This window comes from Acinetobacter soli (genome assembly GCF_000760595.1).
GTDB classification, from domain to species: domain Bacteria; phylum Pseudomonadota; class Gammaproteobacteria; order Pseudomonadales; family Moraxellaceae; genus Acinetobacter; species Acinetobacter soli.
In genome coordinates, this window is record NZ_BBNM01000010.1 from 35,547 (window position 1) to 55,684 (window position 20,138).

A 20,138-nucleotide genomic window follows, 5' to 3' on the forward strand; every position below is an offset into this window, starting at 1 on the left:
GAGGCCTGTGTGATCACTGTTTTAGTCGTTGATGACCATGAATTGGTACGTACGGGCATTTGTCGTATGCTTGAGGATCAAGCCGATGTCGATGTGATTGGACAAGCAGAATCAGGTGAAGACGCAATCAATATCGTGCGTCAGAAGCATCCTCAGGTGGTCTTGCTGGATGTGAATATGCCTGGAATTGGGGGCGTCGAAACCACACGTCGTCTGTTGCAATCTGCACCTGAGACCAAAGTGATAGCGGTCAGCGGTTTGGCGGAAGAGCCTTATCCATCTTTATTGCTTAAAGCCGGGGCAAAAGGCTATATCACCAAAGGTGCCCCAATTGCCGAAATGGTGCGTGCCATCAACAAAGTTATGCAAGGCGGTAAATATTTTAGTGCCGACATTGCAGAGCAACTAGCCAGCTCTTATCTGTCTGATACCCAGCAATCGCCATTTGATGTTTTATCTGAACGTGAAATGCAAGTCGCCATGATGGTCGTGAACTGTATCAGTGCGCAGGAAATTGCGGATAAACTGTTTGTTAGTGTCAAAACCGTCAACACCTATCGTTATCGCATCTTTGAAAAGCTCGCCATCGACAGTGATGTCAAACTTACCCATCTGGCCATTCGTTATGGGCTGATAAAACCTTAGTCTTCTATTTCCTGATTGTTCTATGCCGGCGCCTGCTCTGTCTACCCAGCTGTCGTATACGATTTATCGTTTAGGCGCTTGGTATGGTGCCTATCGTGTCATTATTGGCTTAAGCCTGATTCTGATCTTTTACACCACAGGTCAGGGTCACAGCTCAGACTATTTACATCCCGAACTTTACGTTTTTACACTGGTGATTTACACCTTGCTCAGCTTTATGCAAGGTGGAGTATTTAAATTCTCTACACGATGGATTGCCTCACAGCTCACCTTGCTGTTTATTGTCGACATTGTGGTACTGAGTTTACTCACCTACGCCGTGGGCAGCCCAAGTCTGTACTTGAGCATGCTGTACGTGGTGACGGTATTTTCGGCGGCGATTTTGCTGCAAGCACGAATGTCACTGACCGTTACACTTCTCGCGGTCATTGTGGTGATCTATCAGCAAGTGGTGTTGGTTCTGTTTGACAAAGATCATCTCAGCTCGATCAGCAACAGTATTTTGCTGGCTTTTTTATTTTTTGTGGTTTACGGAATCGGGCAAATCGCGGTGCGACGTTTTCAGTTACTTGAGAACATTGCCAATCATCAATCTGACGTGCTCAATCAACTCCAAAATATCAATCGTTATATTCTAGATCAGGCCAAAGAGGGCTATCTGGTACTCGACGAAAGTTATCATGTTGTGGTATGTAATCCCGCAGCGTCGAGTTTTTTAGGCATACAGCCGCTTTTTGCGCATGAACAATTGCCATTGGTGAATCTTCAGCCAGACTTAGTTGAAGTGCTCAGATCGACCTCGCTGCAAGATGGTGAAACATTCAATTTTGAATCACAGTTTTCGACTTATCGTCTTCATGTGCGTATTCAGCGTTTACGGGTTCCGCAACAATCCTTAATCTTGTTGATCTTGCAAGACGCTCAAAGAATGAATCAACGTGTTCAGCAGTTAAAACTTGCCGCATTGGGGCAACTCTCGGCCAGTATTGCCCACGAAATTCGCAATCCTTTGGCTGCAATTGCCCAAGCCAATGAATTACTGTCCGATAGTGAACTGCATCAGCAGCAGCAATTGCAGAACATGATCAGAAAACAAACCAAACGGATCAATGACATTATTGAAGATACGCTCGGGATGGCGCGTAATCAGACCACCACCCCAATCACCATCCAGCTCAATCCGTTTTTACAGAGTTTACTGCACGAAGACTTAAATGATGTACAGCAGAAATTAGAACTTCAGCTCCCAGCACATGATGTATCGATTGTGTTTGATCCATCTCAACTCCGGCAAGTGCTGGTCAATCTGATTCGAAATGCACTTCGTCACAATGCACCAGATGCACCCGCAGTTCAGATTGTGGTGCAGTTGGCATCGACTTCGATCTGGATTGATATTGTCGATTTTGGTGAGGGCGTAACAAAACGTAATCTTTCGCAACTGTTTAAACCGTTTTTTAGTACCGAAATTCAGGGAACTGGTTTAGGATTGTATTTATCACAGAGTCTTTGCGAGGCCAATCATGCCAAGCTGACCTATGTTGAACAAGATAAAGGGGCATGCTTTAGAATCCACTGCCCAATAAATTAAAATATATAAATTAGGTTTTGTGGGGTTATGACCATTCTTCAACCACGTGTATTACTGATCGATGACGAAGAAGATCTTTGCTCATTGATGCAAATTAGCCTGTCGCGCATGGGCATCCATACAGATTGTGCCTACAATGTAGAGCAGGCCAAACAATTGCTTGCGACACACGAATACAACGCCTGTCTGACCGACCTCAATCTACCCGATGGTCATGGTCTCGATTTGATTGATCATGTGAATGAACATTTTCCGTATATTCCGATTGCTGTGATCACAGCCTATGGCAACATGGAAATTGCCATTTCAGCGCTTAAAGCGGGTGCGTTTGATTTTGTCAGTAAACCGATCAATCCGCAGCATCTGAAACAATTGATACAGACCGCACTCAACGGCAGCCAGATGCATCCCGACAATGATAGGGAAACTCTTGAACACCAGCTCTTGATTGGGCAATCTGAACCCATTGAAGCACTTCGGATTGCGCTACGAAAAATCTCGCGCTCACAGGCGCCGGTCTTTATTACCGGTGAATCCGGAACAGGTAAAGAAGTGGTGGCCAATCTGGTTCATCGCTTAAGTAATCGTAATGAAGGCCCTTTTATTGCGATTAACTGTGGTGCAATTCCAGCTGAACTGATGGAAAGTGAATTATTTGGGCATAAAAAAGGCAGTTTTACTGGTGCCACACAAGACAAGCAAGGGTTGATACAAGCGGCTCAAGGCGGCAGTCTGTTTCTCGATGAAGTAGCAGAATTACCGCTGAGCATGCAAGTCAAATTGTTACGCGCTATTCAGGAAAAGAAAATTCGCCCCCTCGGATCTGAGCACGAAATCGATGTGGATTTTCGTGTGATCAGTGCCAGTCATCAACAGCTTGAACAACTGGTTCAACAAGGCAAATTTCGCCAGGATTTGTTTTTTCGTATTCATGTCATGGACATTACCCTGCCACCGCTGCGTGAGCGTGGAGACGATATTTTGATTTTAGCACGGCATTTTATTGGGCATGTCTGTCGTGACTGGATCATCCCGATCAAACAACTGACCGCAGCAGCTGAAGAATTTTTACTGCATTATCCGTTTCCGGGGAATGTACGTGAATTACGTAACATGATCGAACGTGCCATAACTTTAAGTGAAACTGCATTTATCGACGTGCAACACTTAAATGGCTCCTCCCTACGCGACTATACTTCCGCAGTAACTGAAGCAACCGATTATCTTAAAATTCCACGTGTGATCGCACAGCAGCCTGAAACTAAAACCAAGCTTCCTCACGAAGGGCTCGAGCAATATCTTGAAAAAATTGAAAAAGAGATATTATTAAATGCTTTGAATTGTAGTCACTGGAATCGAACCTTGGCCGCAAAAAAACTCGGCATGAGCTTTCGCTCGCTTCGCTATCGCTTGAAGAAATTTGGTCTTGATACTGAAGAAAGTTAGTTTAAAGCTTCGCCTGCTTCAACAGCATTTCGGAGACATTCTCTAGATAGATCTCATCTTTCATATCTGCCGGTAAGGGATAGACCTGATTGGGCTGAATGCCCTTACCTTCAATCATATTGTCTTTGGGTGTGTAGTAATGAGACACTGTCATTTGCAGCGCCGCTCCATCTGGCAATGGAAAGAGTTTCTGTACGACGCCTTTACCATAGCTTTTTTCTCCAATCACCCATGCACGCTGGTGCTCTTTCATGGCTGCCGTAAAGACTTCAGCCGCCGAAGCAGAACGATGATTGATTAAGATGCCCAGTTTCAATCGCTGAAATTCATTACTTGGCAAAGCCTGAAATTGCTGATTGCCTTCAGAACGGCTCTTCGTCGAGACAATCACGCCCTGATTTAAAAATAAATCAGCCGATTCAACCGCCGCAGACAATAAACCGCCAGGATTGTTACGCAAGTCGATCAGTACGGCTTTCAAACGCGGTGAACCATATTCTTCAATTAAGCGTTTAATTTCGTTGGCTGTATCTTGCTGAAATACCCGAACTTTAAGCACCAAAACCTGATTATGTAGCAATACGGGCTGTACATCGGCTTCGATTTTTTTATTACGAATCAGGGTCTGGGCCACAGCCATCGTGCTGGTTTGCATTTGCAGCGGCGTTCCAATCGAACCGTAAAGCAGGCCATGAACCTGTTCGTGATTGAGGCCTTGCAAATCTTGTCCATCAATTTTTGTTACGATTTGGTCATTTCGAAGACCAAGTTTATAAGAGTCTGCGCCCTCTTTCAGATCACGGATCACCCATTGGTGGGCACGTGGTTCATACACCAAGGCAAAATCTACCGAGGCCAAATCACCTTCGGTATATTGAACCAATTGTTTGTATTCTTCAGGCGAGAGATAACGTGAATATCGGTCTAAACCGCCCACCAAACCTTTGATGGCCTGCTGAAACAAGACTTCATCTGGCTTGGATTCGACATAGTTGTCTTTGACCAAATTATAAATTTGTACAAATTGCTGTATCGATTCGACCGGCACTTCGACTGATCGAATCGCTTGACCATCTTCACCCACCTGCGCTGTGGCAGGTGCGGCACTCAAAACCAAGGGACTGCAACACATCAACCAACCTGTCAGTAAAACACGAAAATTGAAGCACTGAGTCATACAGAGTGTCCTTATGAGTGAATCTGAATAAGATTACGGCCTTGCATTTCTGCTGGAACAGGAAGCTGCATCAAGTGCAGTAATGTTGGCGCCACATCTGCAAGTACACCGCCATTGGCAATTTCCGCAGACTGAGGCCCCACATAAATAAATGGCACCAATTCAGTGGTGTGCTGGGTATGTACCTGACCACTTTCGTAATCCTGCATTTGCTCCACATTACCATGGTCAGCGGTAATAATCATGTGCCCATGTTTGGCCATAACAGCAGCATAGACTTTGCCCAAGCAGGTATCCACCGCTTCGACCGCTTTCACTGCGGCATCAAAAACACCAGTATGCCCGACCATATCACCATTGGCATAGTTCACCACCAATAGGTCGAACTCTCCAGACTCAATAGCCGCAACCAATTGCTCGGTTACTTCATAGGCACTCATTTCAGGCTTAAGGTCATAGGTCGCCACATTCGGTGATGGAATCAAGATTCGTTTTTCACCTGCATATTCGTCTTCACGACCACCACTAAAGAAAAAGGTGACATGGGCATATTTTTCGGTTTCAGCAATGCGCAGCTGGGTTTTGCCGAGATTGGACAAGTATTCGCCCAGTGAATTGTGCAAAGCCTCAGGCATATATGCCACAGGCGCATCAATTGTTGCTTGATAACGAGTCAACATGACAAATTTTGCCAGTTGCGGCACCACCTGACGCTCAAAGCCAGTAAATTCTTTTTCAACAAATGCACGGGTCAGTTCACGCGCACGATCGGCACGAAAGTTCATAAACACAACGCTGTCGCCATCTTGAATCGGCGCAGCGGCACCAACACGCGTGGCTTTTACGAATTCATCACTTTCATCGGCGGCATAGGCTTGTGCCAAACCCTCGACTGCTGTATCGACGACACGCACCGCTTCGCCTTCAGTCAATAAACGATACGCTTGTTCTACGCGGTCCCAACGGTTATCACGATCCATGGCAAAATAACGACCAATCAGCGTCGCAATTCGGCCCTGACCAGCATATTGTTCAAAGAGTGCATCGAGTTTTTCTAACGATGGCTGGGCACTTTTTGGCGGTGTGTCACGACCATCTAAAAAGGCATGTAAATACACCTTGGCGCCGCGCTTGAGTGCAAGCTCACACATCGCCACAATGTGGTCTTCATGTGAGTGAACCCCTCCTTCTGAGAGCAGGCCCATGATGTGCACAGCTCCCTGCGCTGCTTTGGCTTTTTCAACCGCATCGATAAGTACGTCATGCTCGAAAAAGCCACCGTCACGGATGTCTTTGGTAATGCGGGTAAAATCTTGGTACAACACGCGACCTGCACCCAGATTCATGTGTCCTACTTCCGAATTGCCCATCTGACCGTCTGGTAAGCCTACATCTTCACCGGAGCCGGAAATCAGACTATGCGGATGCTGCTGTTTCATCATACTCAAATTCGGTGTTTTCGCTGCTAAAAAAGCATTGTCTTTCACCGCTTCACGATGCCCAATCCCATCCATAATCACTAACACGTGAGGGATTTTTCCAACAGTTACATCCGTCATAATTTACACTCGTTATGTCTATAATTTTGTCGCAATATTTTAGCGAATTTTTAAGCCAGACTCTATGCCTGAGTCAGGGCTTTATATCCTGTCGATCATACACTCAATTGATGTAGCCGATCCTACTTCACCCGATAGAGTAAATAGCTGCCCGCGGCACATAGCAATACAATCGGGCCAAGTACAAACCACGCCGGTGATGGCGTATAGACCAGACTGGCATAACCTAAAAAGTCTTGCAAATAGTAAAAGCCAAGACCAATAAATAAGGCGATAACCAGACGAAAGCCCATCGATTGCTGGCGCAGTGGTCCAAAAATAAATGAACACGCAATCAATACCAATGTAATCAGCGAAAATGGCGATGCTACTTTTTTCCAAAATGCCAACTGATAGGTTTTTGGTACTTGGCTGTATTCACGCATATAGCTCATGAAGCTCACCAACTGGCTAAATGACAAATCTTCAGGGTCAATGGTGACCATGTGTACATATTTGGGTTGTAGCGCTAAAGAGAATGGCTGTTGTGCCGCGACTGTTTTGACCGCATCCCCTTCCGGTTGCAACTGGATTTGCTGCGTACCGCCCAGCGTCCATTGCCCATCTTTGACAAACTGTCCTTGATCGGCATTGGTGATAGATTTCAAACGGTAATCCTGATCAAAATCGACCACCTGAATGCGCTTAAGCTGACCTTGTGAGTTGGCATAGTCGACATAAATAAAGCGCTGACCTTCTCTAGACCAGTAACCGCGTACCTCACCAAGTGCCGCGACCGACTGATGGCTTTTAATGCTGTTGGCACGTTCGTTGGTATAAGGAACAACCCACTCACTTAAAACAAATGACAACACCACCAATAGCAAGGCGGAACGTATCACCCAGCCCACAATGCGCCATAAGCTAATACCGACCGAACGCATGACAATCAGCTCACTGTTGGATGCCAGTGTACCGAGCCCCAGTACCGAACCAATCAGCGCGGAAACCGGTAAAATTTGATACAGATAACGTGGTGCGCCCCACAACACGTACAAAAATGCCTGCCACGCGTTGTAACCTTCTTTTAAGTTGGACAATTCACCTAAATAAGTAAACAGCACCTGCAAAATCACCAAAACAATCGTGGTACCCAGCATTGCCAGCGCCGTGGTTTTGGTCACATGCTGTGCAACTATTCGACGTGCTAACATTATGCCCTCACTCGCTTGATCTGTTTCTTAATTTTTGGTGCCAGTTTTTGTTTGCGTGCAAATAGTGCTGCCGCAGCGCCATAAATCACCAGTGCGGCCGGGTAAGCCCAGACACCTAATTCATCTTTGCTGATTCGAGTACGAATCGCGATCATTAAAACAATCAAACTCGCAAAAATAAAGATGGCAGGAATCAGACGGTAGTAGCGCCCTTGGCGTGGACTCACTTCACACAGTGCCACCGCCATCATTAGGGCAATCACAATGGTAAATGGTCCAAAGATTCGCCAGCCCATTTCACTGGCAATGACGGGATCATTCCACTTATTCCAGATTTTTGTGGTCGGCAGTGCTTCAACTTTATCGGTTTCAAAAGTCGCAGACTTGTCGTTTTCCAAGCGTAATCGGTAGCGTTGAAATTCGGCTTGTGAATATTTTGGCTGCCCTGCATGAATCTCGTATCGGCGACCTTGAATGAGGTCTACAACGTTTGCAGTATCATCGTCGAGTACCACACGCGTCGCTTCTTTGGCCAGAATCATGACATCTGGCTTACCTTCTTTTTGCGCACGCTGATAAAAGAAAATATCTTTCAGATTTTTACGATCTTCAGATAAATCGCCAGCGTAGATGGTATAGGGCCCAGATGAAATGAATTCTTTGGGTCGAACCAAATCAAATCCGGTACGTACAGCCTGACTGCTCGAGAGCTGATCAAACTGACGTAAGCCCCACGGCGTCATCCACAGCATCAAAATGCCCTGAAAAATTAAATAAACCAGCGCAAGCGGCACCAAGAGATGTCCTAGGCGAATCCGGCTGATGCCACTACTGTTGAGTACGGCCATTTCATGATCGACGTATAAACGGCCAAACACCAGCATCAAGCCGATAAAAAAGCCTAAAGGCAAGATCAAGGTCAAAAATTCAGGCATACGATAGCCAATAATGCTAAACAGTACCCCTACATCCAAACGACCCTGAGCAGCAACACCAAAGTACTTGATTAATCGACCGCCCATCATGATCAAGGTCAATAAGGCAATCACCACCAAGGACGTCGATACCACTTGTTTGACGAGATAACGCCGAATAATCAAATTAGTGCTTCCAAAAAGGCAATTCAAACTTCTGCTAGTTTACCCGAATGATAAAAATATAAAACCTATCCGTGTGTTGCACATTGAAACTGGCTTAAAGAAAATGTTTCAATGTCAGAAGTTAATCAATGGCGAACAGGTATTAAAAGCCCCATGAAATTTACCCTTCAATCGACTGCACCTGAAACACAAACGCGTGGATTTTTTGTCGCACTCACCCATGAAGAGGCACTAAAATCATTACAAAATACATATAAAATTAATGGATTAGACGCGACTCTTGCCACAACACAGTTTAAGGCTGGTTTTAACGATACTCTCCCGCTGATTGAAAAAATCGCGGCCTATCCAAATGCGCTACTGATCGGTTTGGGTGATTTGGCAGAGCTTAAAGCGGCAAAACTGGCCAAGCTCGCTCAAAGCGTGATAAAAACAGTAAACACCAAATTCCAACACATCGTACTCGATATTTCGGCCTTACCTGTCGAATTACATTATCTTTTTGCCCTGAGTCTGACTCAAGCCAATTACAGTTTTAACGAATTCAAATCTAAAAAAACAGAAACTTTACTTGAACGTATCGATTTGATTGCGACCTCGACCACGCTTGATGCCGACCAACTCAGCCTGATCGAAGCATTGGCTTCAGGTCAAGGTTTGGCACGTGATTTAGGGAATCGCCCAGGAAATATCTGCTTTCCAGAATATCTGGCCGAACAAGCCAAAGCCTTGGCTGCCGAATTTCCAGATCTGCTGAAGGTGAGCGTGCTAGACGAACAGCAAATGGCTGATTTGGGCATGAATGCCTTTTTGGCTGTCAGCAAAGGCTCTGCTCGTCCTGGACGCCTCATTACACTTGAATATAATGCGCAGCTTGAACAGGCGCCTGTGGTGCTAGTCGGTAAAGGCGTCACTTTTGATACCGGAGGGATTTCACTCAAGCCCGCACAAGGCATGGATGAAATGAAATTTGATATGTGCGGTGCTGCATCTGTGCTTGGCACGATGCGCACTTTATGTGAGTCGCGCTTACCTATTCATGTGGTGGGTGCTGTCGCTGCTGCCGAGAACATGCCGTCAGATAAAGCCACTCGACCAGGTGATATCGTCACCACCATGAGCGGTCAAACGGTGGAAATTTTAAATACCGATGCCGAAGGCCGCTTGGTGCTGTGCGATACCCTTACCTACATCAAACGCTTTAATCCAAGCGTGGTGATTGATATTGCGACACTGACTGGCGCCTGTGTGGTGGCTCTGGGCAAGGTGGTGAGTGGCTTATTTTCACCAGACGATGAGTTAGCACTTGAATTACAGCATGCAGGTGAAGATGCATTTGACCGTGTATGGCGCCTTCCTGTGATGGATGAGTATCAAGAATTACTCGATTCACCATTTGCCGACATGGCCAATATTGGTGGGCCACACGGTGGTGCAATTACCGCAGCCTGCTTCTTGCAACGCTTTACTCAAGAATATCGCTGGGCACATCTTGATGTTGCCGGTACTGCATGGTTATCTGGAACAGCCAAAGGCGCAACCGGCCGTCCAGTACCGCTTTTGGTTCAATTCTTGGCCAATCGTGTAAAAGCGAATGCCTAAAGTTAGTTTTTATCTGTTTGAAACCAGTCAGGAACGGCAAGTCGATAGTGCTTGCCGTTTGGTCCGCAAGCTCATCAAACAGCAACAAAAGTTATGGTGGTACTGTCCAGTACTAGAGCTACAAAAAGAGCTAGATGAAAAACTCTGGACCTTTGATGCTGAAAGCTTTATCGGGCATGGAATTAACCAGCCCGATGCAGCGGTATGTATTTCAGAGCAATTGCCTGATAGCGCAGAGTGGATTATTTTTAATTTTAACAATCATGCTCTTGAACATGGCATGCAGTTTAGTCACATTATTGAAATTATTGAAAATACCGAAGCTGCCAAACAGATTGGACGAGAAAAATTCAAATTTTATCGTCGTTTAGGGGTTGAACCGCGTACCTTTAAATTATAAGGACATCGCGTAGAGTTGTTGAAGGAGACTATTGTGGCATTAAATGTCGGGCATGATTTTAAAACGCGTTGGCTCAATGCACCGGAGGCGGTTCGCCAGACCTTCAAAAACGATCTTGACCGGATTTGCGATTTATTAGAGCCGAAAACTCCAATTCAATACTGGATTGAGCACGATCAAAAACAACAACAGCTTGCACAGCAACAGATTGAAGAGGCTTATGCTGCCCTTAAGGCAGAACTGATCGAGCAAGCGCGCATTCGCAAGCAACAAGCACTAGAGAAATCACTGGCAGAAAAACGTGCCGAGCAAGCCCGTTATCACGCCGCGCTTTATGCCGATGAAGTTCAGCAGTTCAAGCAACAAAGCGTGGTTTTGGCTGAGCTACAAGCTCAGATTGACTCTGAGGTTGAGCAACTCGCTGCACGCTATCATAAAAATCCAGATGTCAGTATGGATTACTCACGTGCTAGCCGTATTTCCGACAGTCAAATCATCTCGGAGCTTGAAAGCGTACGTTTGCGCCTCGAACTTGAGGCAGATACGCGCATTGAAGAAGCCGTTGCCCAGTTTCGCAGCCAGTTAAAGCAGTCGGCACAAGAAGAAATTGACTATATTTTAAGTCGTTCAAATTTTTCAAATCACACCCGACACCAGAAATAAAAAAGCAGGCTGATCCGCCTGCTTTTTTTGCTTATTTCATAAAGCCGTGCTCGGCCAGAAATGCCATACTGATATTCGATTGATGGGTGTGTTCAGCGGCTTTGTCACCCAGCAAAAGTCGCTCGATGTAACGCGCCAATACGTCGACTTCCAAATTGACCTTGCTGCCAGTTTTCCAGGTGCCAATATTGGTACGCTCAGCCGTGTGAGGAATCAGATTCAAGCTCAGAATATTGCCGCGCAAATGATTGATGGTCAGGCTAATCCCATCTACGGTGACAGAACCTTTTTCGGCAAGGTATTTGGCAATTTCTACAGGTGCTGTGATTTCATAATAAATCGAACGCGCATCTTCACGCACCACGGTAATTTCGCCCACTGCATCCACATGCCCACTCACAATATGTCCACCAAAGCGCGTGGTCGGCAACATGGCTTTTTCCACATTGACCGGCTGGCCCACTTTCCACTGGCCGAGTGTGGTTCGGTTTAAACTTTCGCGGGAAACATCCGCCGCGTACCAGTTATCCCCCCACTCAATTACGGTCAGACAAATACCGTTGGTGGCAATCGAATCACCTAAATGGACATCCGACATATCTAAATCGGTTTGAATACGCAGCCGTACATCACCACCGACATTCTGAACGCTCTCGACCTTGCCAAGACTCTCGATAATGCCTGTAAACATGGTACTTTCTCCAATGTGTAGAAGATTAATTCAGCCATAATTACCACAAGGCCAGTTGGGTGCTGTTCCCCGACGTATCAACCCCACCCAATTCGGCAAAATGATACAGTTGTCCGAGTAACTGCCGTAGTGGTGGGCCAGATTTTGCGTGCGTGTCTGTGATCACAATAAACTCAAGTACACGTGCCCGCTCCGACTGGCGCTGCTTGCTCACCCGATAGCGCGGTACATCCTGCGTCAGCAAGGTCACTTTGCCACGCTTTAGATTGGCTGTGAGCAAATCTTTTGGCTCAATGTTGCCATCGGTCGAATAGCTGGTCAGGATATAACGCGCATTGATGGTTTCGAGCAGTTTCTCATATGCATCTTTGGCATATTTTGAAGAATTATAGGGGCTTGGACGCTCTTTACGCCATGCACGATCAATCCCGCTCTTATAACCTTTGGTATCTGGCGGTGGTAAGTCGGCTTGATCCCAAAGCGTAAGTGCATTTAACACATGATAATTACTGCTGTAGGCATGCTGATTATAAGGAGGATCCAGATAAGCAACATCGACCTCAAAACTACTCATTTGTGAGGCCAGATGCTGTGCATCAACACACCACATTTCAGCAGCTGGTCGTTTCGGATCGCCAATCTCACAAAAACGGCTTGGCGTCAGCCACAATAACGATTCAATTCGCTCTAATGCAGTCTGTGTACGTCCGCCCCAGCCTTGGTGAAAGCTCTTAAAGACACCGCTGGTATTACTCACAAAACTGGCCGAATACAACAAGGGCGCAAGCAAGGCACTCATTTCGACATCGTTAATCGCACCTTGTGCCTGCCATGTAGCAATCTGCTGACGAATGGCATCAATTCGCATCCCGTTACGGCGTTTAAAAAACAAGCGATCTCGACTTGGATCATAAACATCGTCATTGCGTGGACACAGATTATGCGTCACCCAGCCTTTTACTTCAGGTAACCGATTCAGGATATCAATGGCTTTTTGATAACCGCCCAATTCCTTAAAAGCAGGCGCATCGGTACAGGCCAATATCGCGTGATTCAGTGCATGACTATATGGTTCCCAGTCATTTGCAATCACACGATAGCCATTTTGTCTGGCCAGACGTGAAACCACGCCACTGCCTGCAAAGAAATCGGCAAAAATAGGAGGATTTTTTTTCTTGCTATTGAGTGTTCCAGTAATTTCTAGTGCTTCTAGAATGAGGTGTAGCAAACGACGTTTGTTCCCCAGATATGGAACCAACTGATGAAATAAATACTCATCTGTCGTTCGCGCCGCATGGCGGCGTTTATGGTAAACCGAAGCCTCTGAATTCATACTGTCTCTTGAATCGGAACTAACCTTAAGCGGATATCTTGACCGAGCTGAGCCAGATCAATCAACTGAAAACGTCGCTGCTCAGCCATGCTTTCAAATTCTGCATGAAACATGGTGCGCGCGGTTCGCCCCAGCAATGTCGGTGCTATATAGCTGATCAATTCATCGACCAAACCTTGTTGCAAGAATGCGGTCGATAAAGTGGCACCGGCTTCAACCATCACATCGTAAAGATGATAGGTGTGTGCCATCGTCTTTAATAACGTATCTAAGGGTTGAACAGCCAATTGTACCACACCTAAGTCTGCAAGTTCCTGACGAAATGGCCCCATGACCATCAGCATCTCTGGCTGCTGTAAGATTTTTGCAGTTAAGGGCAAACGACCTTGTCGATCCAGCACGACACGTTTGGGCTGTACAATTTCCTGAATATCGTCAACCGCTGGTAACGAGCGAACATTGAGCTGGCAATCGTCGGCCAATACTGTCTCTATTCCAGTCACAATCGCAGCCGATCGAGCACGCCAGTAATGCACATCGAGTCGTGCATCGGCGCCGGTAATCCATTTGGATTCTCCCGATGCCATGGCCGTGCGTCCATCTAAACTGGCTGCAATTTTAAGGCGTACATAAGGTAAGCCTCCCGCCATGACCTTTAAAAACCCGCGATTCAGTTCTTGTGCCTGCTCTTCTAGCACGCCCACTTGTGTGATAATGCCTGCCTGATTCAACATGGTCTGACCTTTGCCAGCCACCAGTGGATTCGGATCGAGTGTTGCAATCACCACACGCGACAATCCCGCATGAATCAGCGCTTCAGCGCATGGTGGAGTGCGGCCATAATGCGCACATGGCTCTAACGTCACATACGCTGTCGCGCCGCGTGCCTTTTCACCTGCTTCACGTAATGCAAAAACTTCGGCATGTGGTCCACCCACCTGTGCAGTTGCACCACGCCCAATAATCTGCTCATCTTTGACAATCACACAACCAACGGCAGGATTAGGACGGGTACGAAACTGTGCCGATTTGGCTTGTAGTAATGCTTGAGACATCCAGTGGTGATCACGATCAACTTCAGCCATCATCTTTTAATACTCTTGTTCACGTTGTTGCATTTGTTCAATCTGACGACGAAAAGCCTCGACATCCTGAAAGTCTTGATAAACCGAGGCAAAGCGAACATAAGCCACATGATCAAGCGCAAACAACGCCTGCATGACAATTTCACCAATCACGCGGGACTTCACATCACGCTCGCCCAAACGGCGGATCTTTAACTGGATATCACTTAAAACGGCTTCGATCTGGTCTTGAGTCACGGGACGTTTTTGCAAGGCATGCATCAGGGAACGACGAAGTTTTGCCTCATCGAAAGGTTCATTTTTACCATTCGATTTAATCACACGTGGCATGACAACTTCATAACTTTCAAAAGTGGTAAAACGCTCGCCGCAACTGATACATTCGCGTCGACGACGAATCTGACATCCCTCAGCCGCCAGACGTGAATCAATCACTTTGCTGTCTGCGGCGTTGCAAAATGGACAATGCATGGCAGCTCAAATGAATTCATTTCTTTGAGCTAATGTAGCAAAAAATTAGACGCTTGAAAAATCGCACCAACACAACGACATAAAAAAACAGCCTGCGCGGCTGTTTTTTTATAAAAGAGCAAATTATTCGATGCGTTCGCCGTGCTGGCTCAAGTCCAAGCCCATACGCTCGTCGTCAGATGTCACGCGGATACCAATGATCACATCGATCACTTTGAGGATAATAAAGGTCAGTACTGCGCTGTACGCGATAGTCGCAAGTACGCCTTCAATTTGAATCCAAAGCTGATGTACAACGCTTGCAGGTGCTTTGTCGCCCATGATGAACGGACTTGCAAAAACAGCTGTTAAAATCGCGCCGGCAATACCACCTACAGCATGTAGACCAAATGCATCTAGAGAATCGTCTGCTTTGAGCATACGCTTCAAACCTGAAATTCCCCAGAAGCATACTGCACCGCCAATTAAGCCCATAATTAATGCGCCGCTGACGGTGACAAAACCTGCTGCCGGCGTAATCACGACCAAACCTGCAACCGCACCAGAAAGTAAGCCAAGTAATGAGGTTTTACCACGCACCACTTTTTCAACCAAGCCCCAAGAGAGCGCGGCAGAAGCGGCAGCCACTTGCGTGGTGACCAATGCGTATCCTGCTGCACCATTGGCTGCAAGTGCAGAACCACCGTTAAATCCAAACCAGCCCACCCAAAGCAAGCTTGCACCAATTACTGTAAGTGCAAGATTATGTGGTGCCATGGATTCTTTACCCAACCCAATACGCTTACCTAACATATAAGCAGCAACCAAACCAGCGACACCCGAGTTGATATGAACAACGGTACCACCGGCAAAATCAAGTGCGCCATCGCTACCTAACCAGCCACCGCCCCACACCCAATGGGTAATAGGTGCATAGACCACAATCACCCAAATGGTGATAAACGCCACAAACGCGCCAAATTTCATACGCTCTGCAACCGAACCACTAATAATGGCAACCGTAATGATCGCAAAGGTCATTTGGAAAATAACAAACAGAATTTCTGGAATAGTGCCACTGAGTGCTGTGGTGGTGATTCCTGAGAGCATGATTTTATCGAGGCCACCCACAAAGGCATTACCCGGACTAAAGGCCAAGGTATAACCAATAACAACCCAAACCAAACTCACAATTGCAGCCGCGACAAAGCTATGTGCCATGGTGCTTAAAACGTTTTTCTTACGCACCATGCCGCCGTAGAAAAGTGCCAAGCCCGGAATAGTCATCAAAAGAACCAAAGCTGTGGAGATCAGAATCCACGCGGTATCACCCGAATCCATTTTAGGTGTTGCTGCTGGTGCAGGCGCTGCCTCAGTCGATGCGGTGGACGGTGCTTCTACCGTACCAGTCACAGGTGCTGGTGTCGTTGTTGCAGCAACGGTTGTTGTTTCGGCTATCGGCGCAGATGCAGCATTCTCTGCCCATGCCGCCGAACCACCTAAAAGCGCACCAGATAGACTTAGCGCTAAAAGCATTTTTTTCATTCGTATCCCCCAACCTCAATTTTTATGAGTTATTTTGTACTCAGCAAACTTTATGCCAACACTTAAACGGCATCTGCTCCAGTTTCGCCTGTACGAATACGGATCACTTGTTCTAGGTTCGTTACAAAGATTTTTCCGTCACCAATTTTTCCTGTGCTTGCAACGCGAGTGATTGATTCAATCACGGCATCTACCATTTCATCGCTGATCGCAATTTCAATTTTTACTTTTGGAAGAAAATCAACGACATATTCAGCACCACGGTACAATTCAGTGTGGCCTTTTTGACGTCCAAATCCTTTCACTTCCGTGACAGTAATCCCTTGAACTCCGATTTCGGAAAGGGCCTCACGCACATCATCCAGCTTAAATGGTTTTACAATTGCAGTTACGAGCTTCATGTTTGTTTTCCTTCGGCTTCTTTCACCAGTAAGGTTTTATGTTCAATTTTCATGCCAATATGTCTAAGGTTGGGGGAAATAGAAATAAAAGCATGAGTTGTCTTTATAACCTATTTGCCCTTTCAGATGTAGCTTTGACCTTAAAAATTCGGCTTTTTTCTAAGAACGATTAATTTTTTGAATGAATTAAGATTGTTTTGATAATCTAGACTTTAGCCAAAATAGCAGGGATGCTAAACTGTGCTCAAATCTTATAAAGCATTGTATATACGTTATGATTGAGACGCTTATTGCTGCCATTCTTGAGCAGATGGATCAACCCAAAAAAGACCTTGAACACAATTTACGTGCGCTTTTAAACGAAGCTGTCGAGAAACTCGATTTGGTGTCTCATCACGAAATCGAACGTCAACGTATCGCGCTCGAACAGGCCAATATGCGTCTTACTCAATTACAAGAACAAATCACATTACTTGAAGAGCACCTCCAAAATAATCAATAAGCCTCTTTTTAGGGCACTTTTTCGATTTAAAATTATTTAAAAAAAGCACCATAATGGAACAATAATATCATGTCTTTTGCCAAAATTCTCACGCGAGGAGTTTTAGGGTTACACGCACCACAAATTGAAGTAGAAGTTCATTTAAGTCAAGGGCTTCCATCACTCACCATCGTTGGTTTACCAGAGGCTGCCGTTCGCGAAAGTAAAGATCGGGTGCGCTCAGCCATTATCAACAGTGGCTTTCAGTTTCCCAGTAAACGCCTCACAATAAACCTTGCTCCAGCAGATTTGCCCAAAGATGGGTCACGTTTAGACCTTCCCATTGCTTTGGGAATTTTGGTCGCATCTGGACAACTTCCCGAAGGCTGCACCAACGGTTATGAATTGGTAGGCGAACTGGCTCTCGATGGCCATCTTCGTCCAGTCAGTAGCACATTGACCATAGCAATTGCCTGTCAGCAGGCAGGACATCAACTCATTGCCCCACAAGACAACAGTCTTGAAATTGGTCAGTTACCACAGTTTCAGGCCTATGCAGCCAGCCATTTAAAACAGGTCTGTGATCACTTTCAAAAGATTCATCCGCTTGATCCGGTTGTATTGATACAAGATCACGATCTACATCACTACCCTTTTGATCTTGCCGATGTCAAAGGTCAGCTACGTCCTCGCCGCGCTCTTGAAATTGCGGCAGCTGGAGGACACTCACTCTTATTTAGAGGGCCACCGGGAACAGGTAAAACTTTGCTGGCGTCACGCTTACCCAGCATATTGCCACCACTGTCTGCCCAAGAAAATCTAGAAGTGGCCAGCATCTATTCAATTGCAAATACCCGTCATCCATTTGGTTTAAGGCCATTTCGAGCACCGCATCATACTGCTTCAGCCATCGCCTTGGTGGGGGGTGGATGTGATTTACAAACAACTATGCGACATTACAAACAACTATGCGACAAGTTATTCCGTAATACTGTATCCAGAGCTTTAGAACTCAATTTTGAAAATGGATAATAAGTTTGAGAAAAAAGTACTTAAAAATGATTATTCCATAGCAGGTGAACAGTCAGCTATGTTATAAAATTTAATAAATGTTTCAATCAAACACTATATTTAGTAAATAACTAAAAAACCAACACAACATATAGATCTAATTTTAGTTTCAGTTATAGTTTTACAAAAAATTGACAGACCTCAATATTTCCTCTATCTTACCCGCATGAATCGAAAGAAAATTTTGATTCAGGGAGGAGATATGCCTACATTTAATCCAGACATGTTAAGAATTGCTCGGGACCTGAGAGGGATCAGCCAAACTGAGCTTGTCCAAAAAATGGGAAATATTACTCAAGCTGCCTTATCCAAAATTGAGAAAGGCGACATTAAGCCTTCCGATGAAACAAAATTTAATATTGCAAAGACCCTTAATTTCCCAGAAAGGTTTTTTCACCAAAACGACCACTTTAAAGTGTCCCCAATTAGTTTACATGCTTACCGAAAAAAAGCTTCAACTACAGCTAAAATCCTAAGTCAAATCAATGCTGAAATGACAATTAAAGCTTCAAATCTAGATAAACTTGATTTGTTTTGTCAGTTAGAAACATCTTTACCATTACCAAGTTATCAAATACATATAAATGTTAGTTCAGCCGCTGAAGCTGCATTAAATCTTCGTAAAGAATGGGATTTGGGACTAAACCCTATTGAAGATTTGACTGGACTCATTGAAAAAGCTGGGGTCTTTATTTTCTATTGTAATTTTGAAGAAGATCACATTGATGGGGTATCTTTACAAACTCAAAATAGCCCTCCATGTATTTTCCTCAATGCAAACCAGCCTAATGATCGAATTCGCTTTACCTTAGCACATGAGTTAGGACATTTAATTCTTCATAAATATGCTCCATCAATAGACATGGAAGAAGAAGCGAATGAATTTGCTGCAGAGTTTTTAATTCCAACTGAGGCTGTGCAAGGCCAGTTACAAACAACTAATCTTAAGACTTACGCAACACATAAGTTGTTCTGGAAAGTTTCCATGGCGGCTCTAATTGTGAAATCAAAACACATTGGAGACATCAGTGACAGGCAATCGGCAACATTATGGCGCCAAATGAGTATGTATGGTTACCGCAAAGCTGAGCCTTATTCCTTAGAAAGGGAGCACCCTCAACGCTTTGCTAAATTAATGATGGATTTTTGCCAAGGCGATAAGTCAAAAATCATTCCAGATTTATCATCCTTCTTTAACTTATACCCGGAAGATTTCACTCAGCTTTATAAAGCGGATATCGAAGAGATGGAGAGATTTTCTATGGCTTCTTAATATTTTAGCCGACCCGAAGGTCGGCTAGTAAACGTGAGAAAGGCAGATTTGGGCATATGCCCCTGCGATTTCAGGACCAAAGACTTGGCTATCCATAATTACGGATAGATGTCTTTCACGTTAGTCCTCGTGATGTGGTGTCTCGATTCTAACGTAAAAGCTCTCTCCTCCGCAACGGACAATCCTGTCTACTCCTAAGTCGCACTCACATTACCATGCCCTATGTGAGGAGTAGACTTATGTCTACAAACGACGATGGCATTGAATATGTGTATACACGATTCATTACCAGAAACGGCAAACGTATTTATCATCCAAAAGGTGGTTTATATAAGTTTCCGAAACGTTCAAAAAAGTCAAAGTCTTAGATTGAATTAACTGAGCTAATAGCTTTTAAACGTTTACATAATTGTTCTCTACCCAGTTTTTTTA

Annotated in this window: 19 protein-coding genes and 1 pseudogene; 10 read left to right on the forward strand and 10 right to left on the reverse strand. The window is 45.3% G+C overall.

Annotated elements, in window-relative coordinates; all coding sequences use genetic code 11:
- Window positions 1-9: 9 nt before the first annotated feature.
- Genes gacA through Aso01_RS12090 form a run of 3 tightly spaced genes read left to right on the forward strand, consistent with a single transcriptional unit; the run spans window position 10 to window position 3,682 of the window.
- Window positions 10-645, forward strand: coding sequence for a response regulator transcription factor GacA (gene gacA, locus Aso01_RS12080; RefSeq protein WP_004932261.1), 636 nt, complete (start codon window positions 10-12; stop codon window positions 643-645).
- Window positions 646-667: 22 nt separating this feature from the next.
- Entirely contained in the window at window positions 668-2,236 is a 1,569-nt protein-coding gene (locus tag Aso01_RS12085; RefSeq protein WP_004932258.1) for a sensor histidine kinase, read from the forward strand.
- Between the two features lie 27 nt (window positions 2,237-2,263).
- Complete coding sequence (locus tag Aso01_RS12090) at window positions 2,264-3,682, forward strand: sigma-54-dependent transcriptional regulator (protein ID WP_004932255.1); 1,419 nt, start codon at window positions 2,264-2,266, stop codon at window positions 3,680-3,682.
- 1 nt (window position 3,683) lies between these two features.
- On the opposite strand, the gene Aso01_RS12095 is transcribed toward Aso01_RS12090, so the two are convergent.
- From Aso01_RS12095 to lptF, 4 genes are all read right to left on the reverse strand, one after another.
- Entirely contained in the window at window positions 3,684-4,859 is a 1,176-nt protein-coding gene (locus Aso01_RS12095) for a S41 family peptidase (RefSeq protein WP_004932252.1), read from the reverse strand.
- 11 nt (window positions 4,860-4,870) lie between these two features.
- Entirely contained in the window at window positions 4,871-6,418 is a 1,548-nt protein-coding gene (gene gpmI / locus Aso01_RS12100; RefSeq protein ID WP_004932249.1) for a 2,3-bisphosphoglycerate-independent phosphoglycerate mutase, read from the reverse strand.
- A gap of 122 nt (window positions 6,419-6,540) precedes the next feature.
- On the reverse strand, window positions 6,541-7,611 hold the full coding sequence (gene lptG / locus Aso01_RS12105) for an LPS export ABC transporter permease LptG (protein ID WP_004932247.1): 1,071 nt from the start codon (window positions 7,609-7,611) through the stop codon (window positions 6,541-6,543).
- Window positions 7,611-8,711, reverse strand: a complete 1,101-nt coding sequence (lptF, locus tag Aso01_RS12110; protein ID WP_004932245.1) for an LPS export ABC transporter permease LptF — start codon at window positions 8,709-8,711, stop codon at window positions 7,611-7,613. Before lptF ends, lptG begins: the two co-directional genes overlap by 1 nt.
- A 153-nt stretch (window positions 8,712-8,864) precedes the next feature.
- Between lptF and Aso01_RS12115 the strand changes: the two genes are divergently transcribed.
- Genes Aso01_RS12115 through blhA form a run of 3 tightly spaced genes read left to right on the forward strand, consistent with a single transcriptional unit; the run spans window position 8,865 to window position 11,376 of the window.
- Complete coding sequence (locus Aso01_RS12115; protein WP_004932241.1) at window positions 8,865-10,313, forward strand: leucyl aminopeptidase; 1,449 nt, start codon at window positions 8,865-8,867, stop codon at window positions 10,311-10,313.
- Window positions 10,306-10,713 (forward strand): DNA polymerase III subunit chi, encoded by a 408-nt coding sequence (locus Aso01_RS12120; RefSeq protein ID WP_004932238.1) that lies wholly within the window; start codon window positions 10,306-10,308, stop codon window positions 10,711-10,713. The genes Aso01_RS12115 and Aso01_RS12120 overlap by 8 nt, the downstream gene beginning before the upstream one ends.
- A 33-nt stretch (window positions 10,714-10,746) precedes the next feature.
- Window positions 10,747-11,376 carry a cell division protein BlhA gene (gene blhA, locus Aso01_RS12125; protein WP_004932236.1) on the forward strand — a complete coding sequence of 210 codons (630 nt, stop codon included), beginning with the start codon at window positions 10,747-10,749 and terminating at the stop codon, window positions 11,374-11,376.
- A gap of 31 nt (window positions 11,377-11,407) precedes the next feature.
- On the opposite strand, the gene Aso01_RS12130 is transcribed toward blhA, so the two are convergent.
- The 6 genes from Aso01_RS12130 to glnK form a co-directional block, all read right to left on the reverse strand.
- On the reverse strand, window positions 11,408-12,067 hold the full coding sequence (locus tag Aso01_RS12130; RefSeq protein WP_004932232.1) for a riboflavin synthase: 660 nt from the start codon (window positions 12,065-12,067) through the stop codon (window positions 11,408-11,410).
- A 40-nt stretch (window positions 12,068-12,107) separates the two neighbouring features.
- Complete coding sequence (locus tag Aso01_RS12135) at window positions 12,108-13,400, reverse strand: DNA adenine methylase (protein WP_004932229.1); 1,293 nt, start codon at window positions 13,398-13,400, stop codon at window positions 12,108-12,110.
- Complete coding sequence (ribD, locus tag Aso01_RS12140; RefSeq protein ID WP_025096173.1) at window positions 13,397-14,485, reverse strand: bifunctional diaminohydroxyphosphoribosylaminopyrimidine deaminase/5-amino-6-(5-phosphoribosylamino)uracil reductase RibD; 1,089 nt, start codon at window positions 14,483-14,485, stop codon at window positions 13,397-13,399. The genes Aso01_RS12135 and ribD overlap by 4 nt, the downstream gene beginning before the upstream one ends.
- Window positions 14,486-14,491: 6 nt before the next feature.
- On the reverse strand, window positions 14,492-14,956 hold the full coding sequence (gene nrdR, locus Aso01_RS12145; protein ID WP_004932226.1) for a transcriptional regulator NrdR: 465 nt from the start codon (window positions 14,954-14,956) through the stop codon (window positions 14,492-14,494).
- Between the two features lie 123 nt (window positions 14,957-15,079).
- Window positions 15,080-16,480: an ammonium transporter gene (locus Aso01_RS12150; RefSeq protein WP_004932223.1), complete on the reverse strand. Its 1,401-nt coding sequence runs from the start codon at window positions 16,478-16,480 to the stop codon at window positions 15,080-15,082.
- Between the two features lie 62 nt (window positions 16,481-16,542).
- Window positions 16,543-16,881, reverse strand: coding sequence for a P-II family nitrogen regulator (glnK, locus tag Aso01_RS12155; protein WP_004281042.1), 339 nt, complete (start codon window positions 16,879-16,881; stop codon window positions 16,543-16,545).
- A gap of 274 nt (window positions 16,882-17,155) precedes the next feature.
- Here glnK and Aso01_RS12160 point away from each other — a divergent pair, with 274 nt between their 5' ends.
- The 4 genes and pseudogenes from Aso01_RS12160 to Aso01_RS16040 all read left to right on the forward strand — a co-directional run bounded on the left by Aso01_RS12160 (window position 17,156) and on the right by Aso01_RS16040 (window position 20,074).
- Window positions 17,156-17,383, forward strand: a complete 228-nt coding sequence (locus Aso01_RS12160; protein WP_004932220.1) for an accessory factor UbiK family protein — start codon at window positions 17,156-17,158, stop codon at window positions 17,381-17,383.
- A 69-nt stretch (window positions 17,384-17,452) separates the two neighbouring features.
- Window positions 17,453-18,292, forward strand: a pseudogene (locus Aso01_RS12165) (YifB family Mg chelatase-like AAA ATPase); the annotation flags it as partial.
- A gap of 343 nt (window positions 18,293-18,635) precedes the next feature.
- Window positions 18,636-19,706 carry an ImmA/IrrE family metallo-endopeptidase gene (locus Aso01_RS12170; RefSeq protein WP_004932212.1) on the forward strand — a complete coding sequence of 357 codons (1,071 nt, stop codon included), beginning with the start codon at window positions 18,636-18,638 and terminating at the stop codon, window positions 19,704-19,706.
- Between the two features lie 239 nt (window positions 19,707-19,945).
- Complete coding sequence (locus tag Aso01_RS16040) at window positions 19,946-20,074, forward strand: hypothetical protein (protein ID WP_000106063.1); 129 nt, start codon at window positions 19,946-19,948, stop codon at window positions 20,072-20,074.
- Window positions 20,075-20,138 lie beyond the last annotated feature (64 nt).

What these genes read in the sequence shown, in the direction of transcription:
- nrdR (WP_004932226.1), bottom strand. Translation starts at nt 14,956, where the DNA reads ATGCATTGTCCATTTTGCAACGCCGCAGACAGCAAAGTGATTGATTCA.
- Aso01_RS12160 (WP_004932220.1), top strand. Translation starts at nt 17,156, where the DNA reads ATGATTGAGACGCTTATTGCTGCCATTCTTGAGCAGATGGATCAACCC.
- Aso01_RS12170 (WP_004932212.1), top strand. Translation starts at nt 18,636, where the DNA reads ATGCCTACATTTAATCCAGACATGTTAAGAATTGCTCGGGACCTGAGA.
- Aso01_RS12150 (WP_004932223.1), bottom strand. Translation starts at nt 16,480, where the DNA reads ATGAAAAAAATGCTTTTAGCGCTAAGTCTATCTGGTGCGCTTTTAGGT.
- Aso01_RS12135 (WP_004932229.1), bottom strand. Translation starts at nt 13,400, where the DNA reads ATGAATTCAGAGGCTTCGGTTTACCATAAACGCCGCCATGCGGCGCGA.
- Aso01_RS12115 (WP_004932241.1), top strand. Translation starts at nt 8,865, where the DNA reads ATGAAATTTACCCTTCAATCGACTGCACCTGAAACACAAACGCGTGGA.
- Aso01_RS12095 (WP_004932252.1), bottom strand. Translation starts at nt 4,859, where the DNA reads ATGACTCAGTGCTTCAATTTTCGTGTTTTACTGACAGGTTGGTTGATG.
- Aso01_RS12120 (WP_004932238.1), top strand. Translation starts at nt 10,306, where the DNA reads ATGCCTAAAGTTAGTTTTTATCTGTTTGAAACCAGTCAGGAACGGCAA.
- ribD (WP_025096173.1), bottom strand. Translation starts at nt 14,485, where the DNA reads ATGGCTGAAGTTGATCGTGATCACCACTGGATGTCTCAAGCATTACTA.
- Aso01_RS12130 (WP_004932232.1), bottom strand. Translation starts at nt 12,067, where the DNA reads ATGTTTACAGGCATTATCGAGAGTCTTGGCAAGGTCGAGAGCGTTCAG.
- Aso01_RS12090 (WP_004932255.1), top strand. Translation starts at nt 2,264, where the DNA reads ATGACCATTCTTCAACCACGTGTATTACTGATCGATGACGAAGAAGAT.
- lptG (WP_004932247.1), bottom strand. Translation starts at nt 7,611, where the DNA reads ATGTTAGCACGTCGAATAGTTGCACAGCATGTGACCAAAACCACGGCG.
- gpmI (WP_004932249.1), bottom strand. Translation starts at nt 6,418, where the DNA reads ATGACGGATGTAACTGTTGGAAAAATCCCTCACGTGTTAGTGATTATG.
- glnK (WP_004281042.1), bottom strand. Translation starts at nt 16,881, where the DNA reads ATGAAGCTCGTAACTGCAATTGTAAAACCATTTAAGCTGGATGATGTG.
- Aso01_RS12085 (WP_004932258.1), top strand. Translation starts at nt 668, where the DNA reads ATGCCGGCGCCTGCTCTGTCTACCCAGCTGTCGTATACGATTTATCGT.
- Aso01_RS16040 (WP_000106063.1), top strand. Translation starts at nt 19,946, where the DNA reads ATGTCTACAAACGACGATGGCATTGAATATGTGTATACACGATTCATT.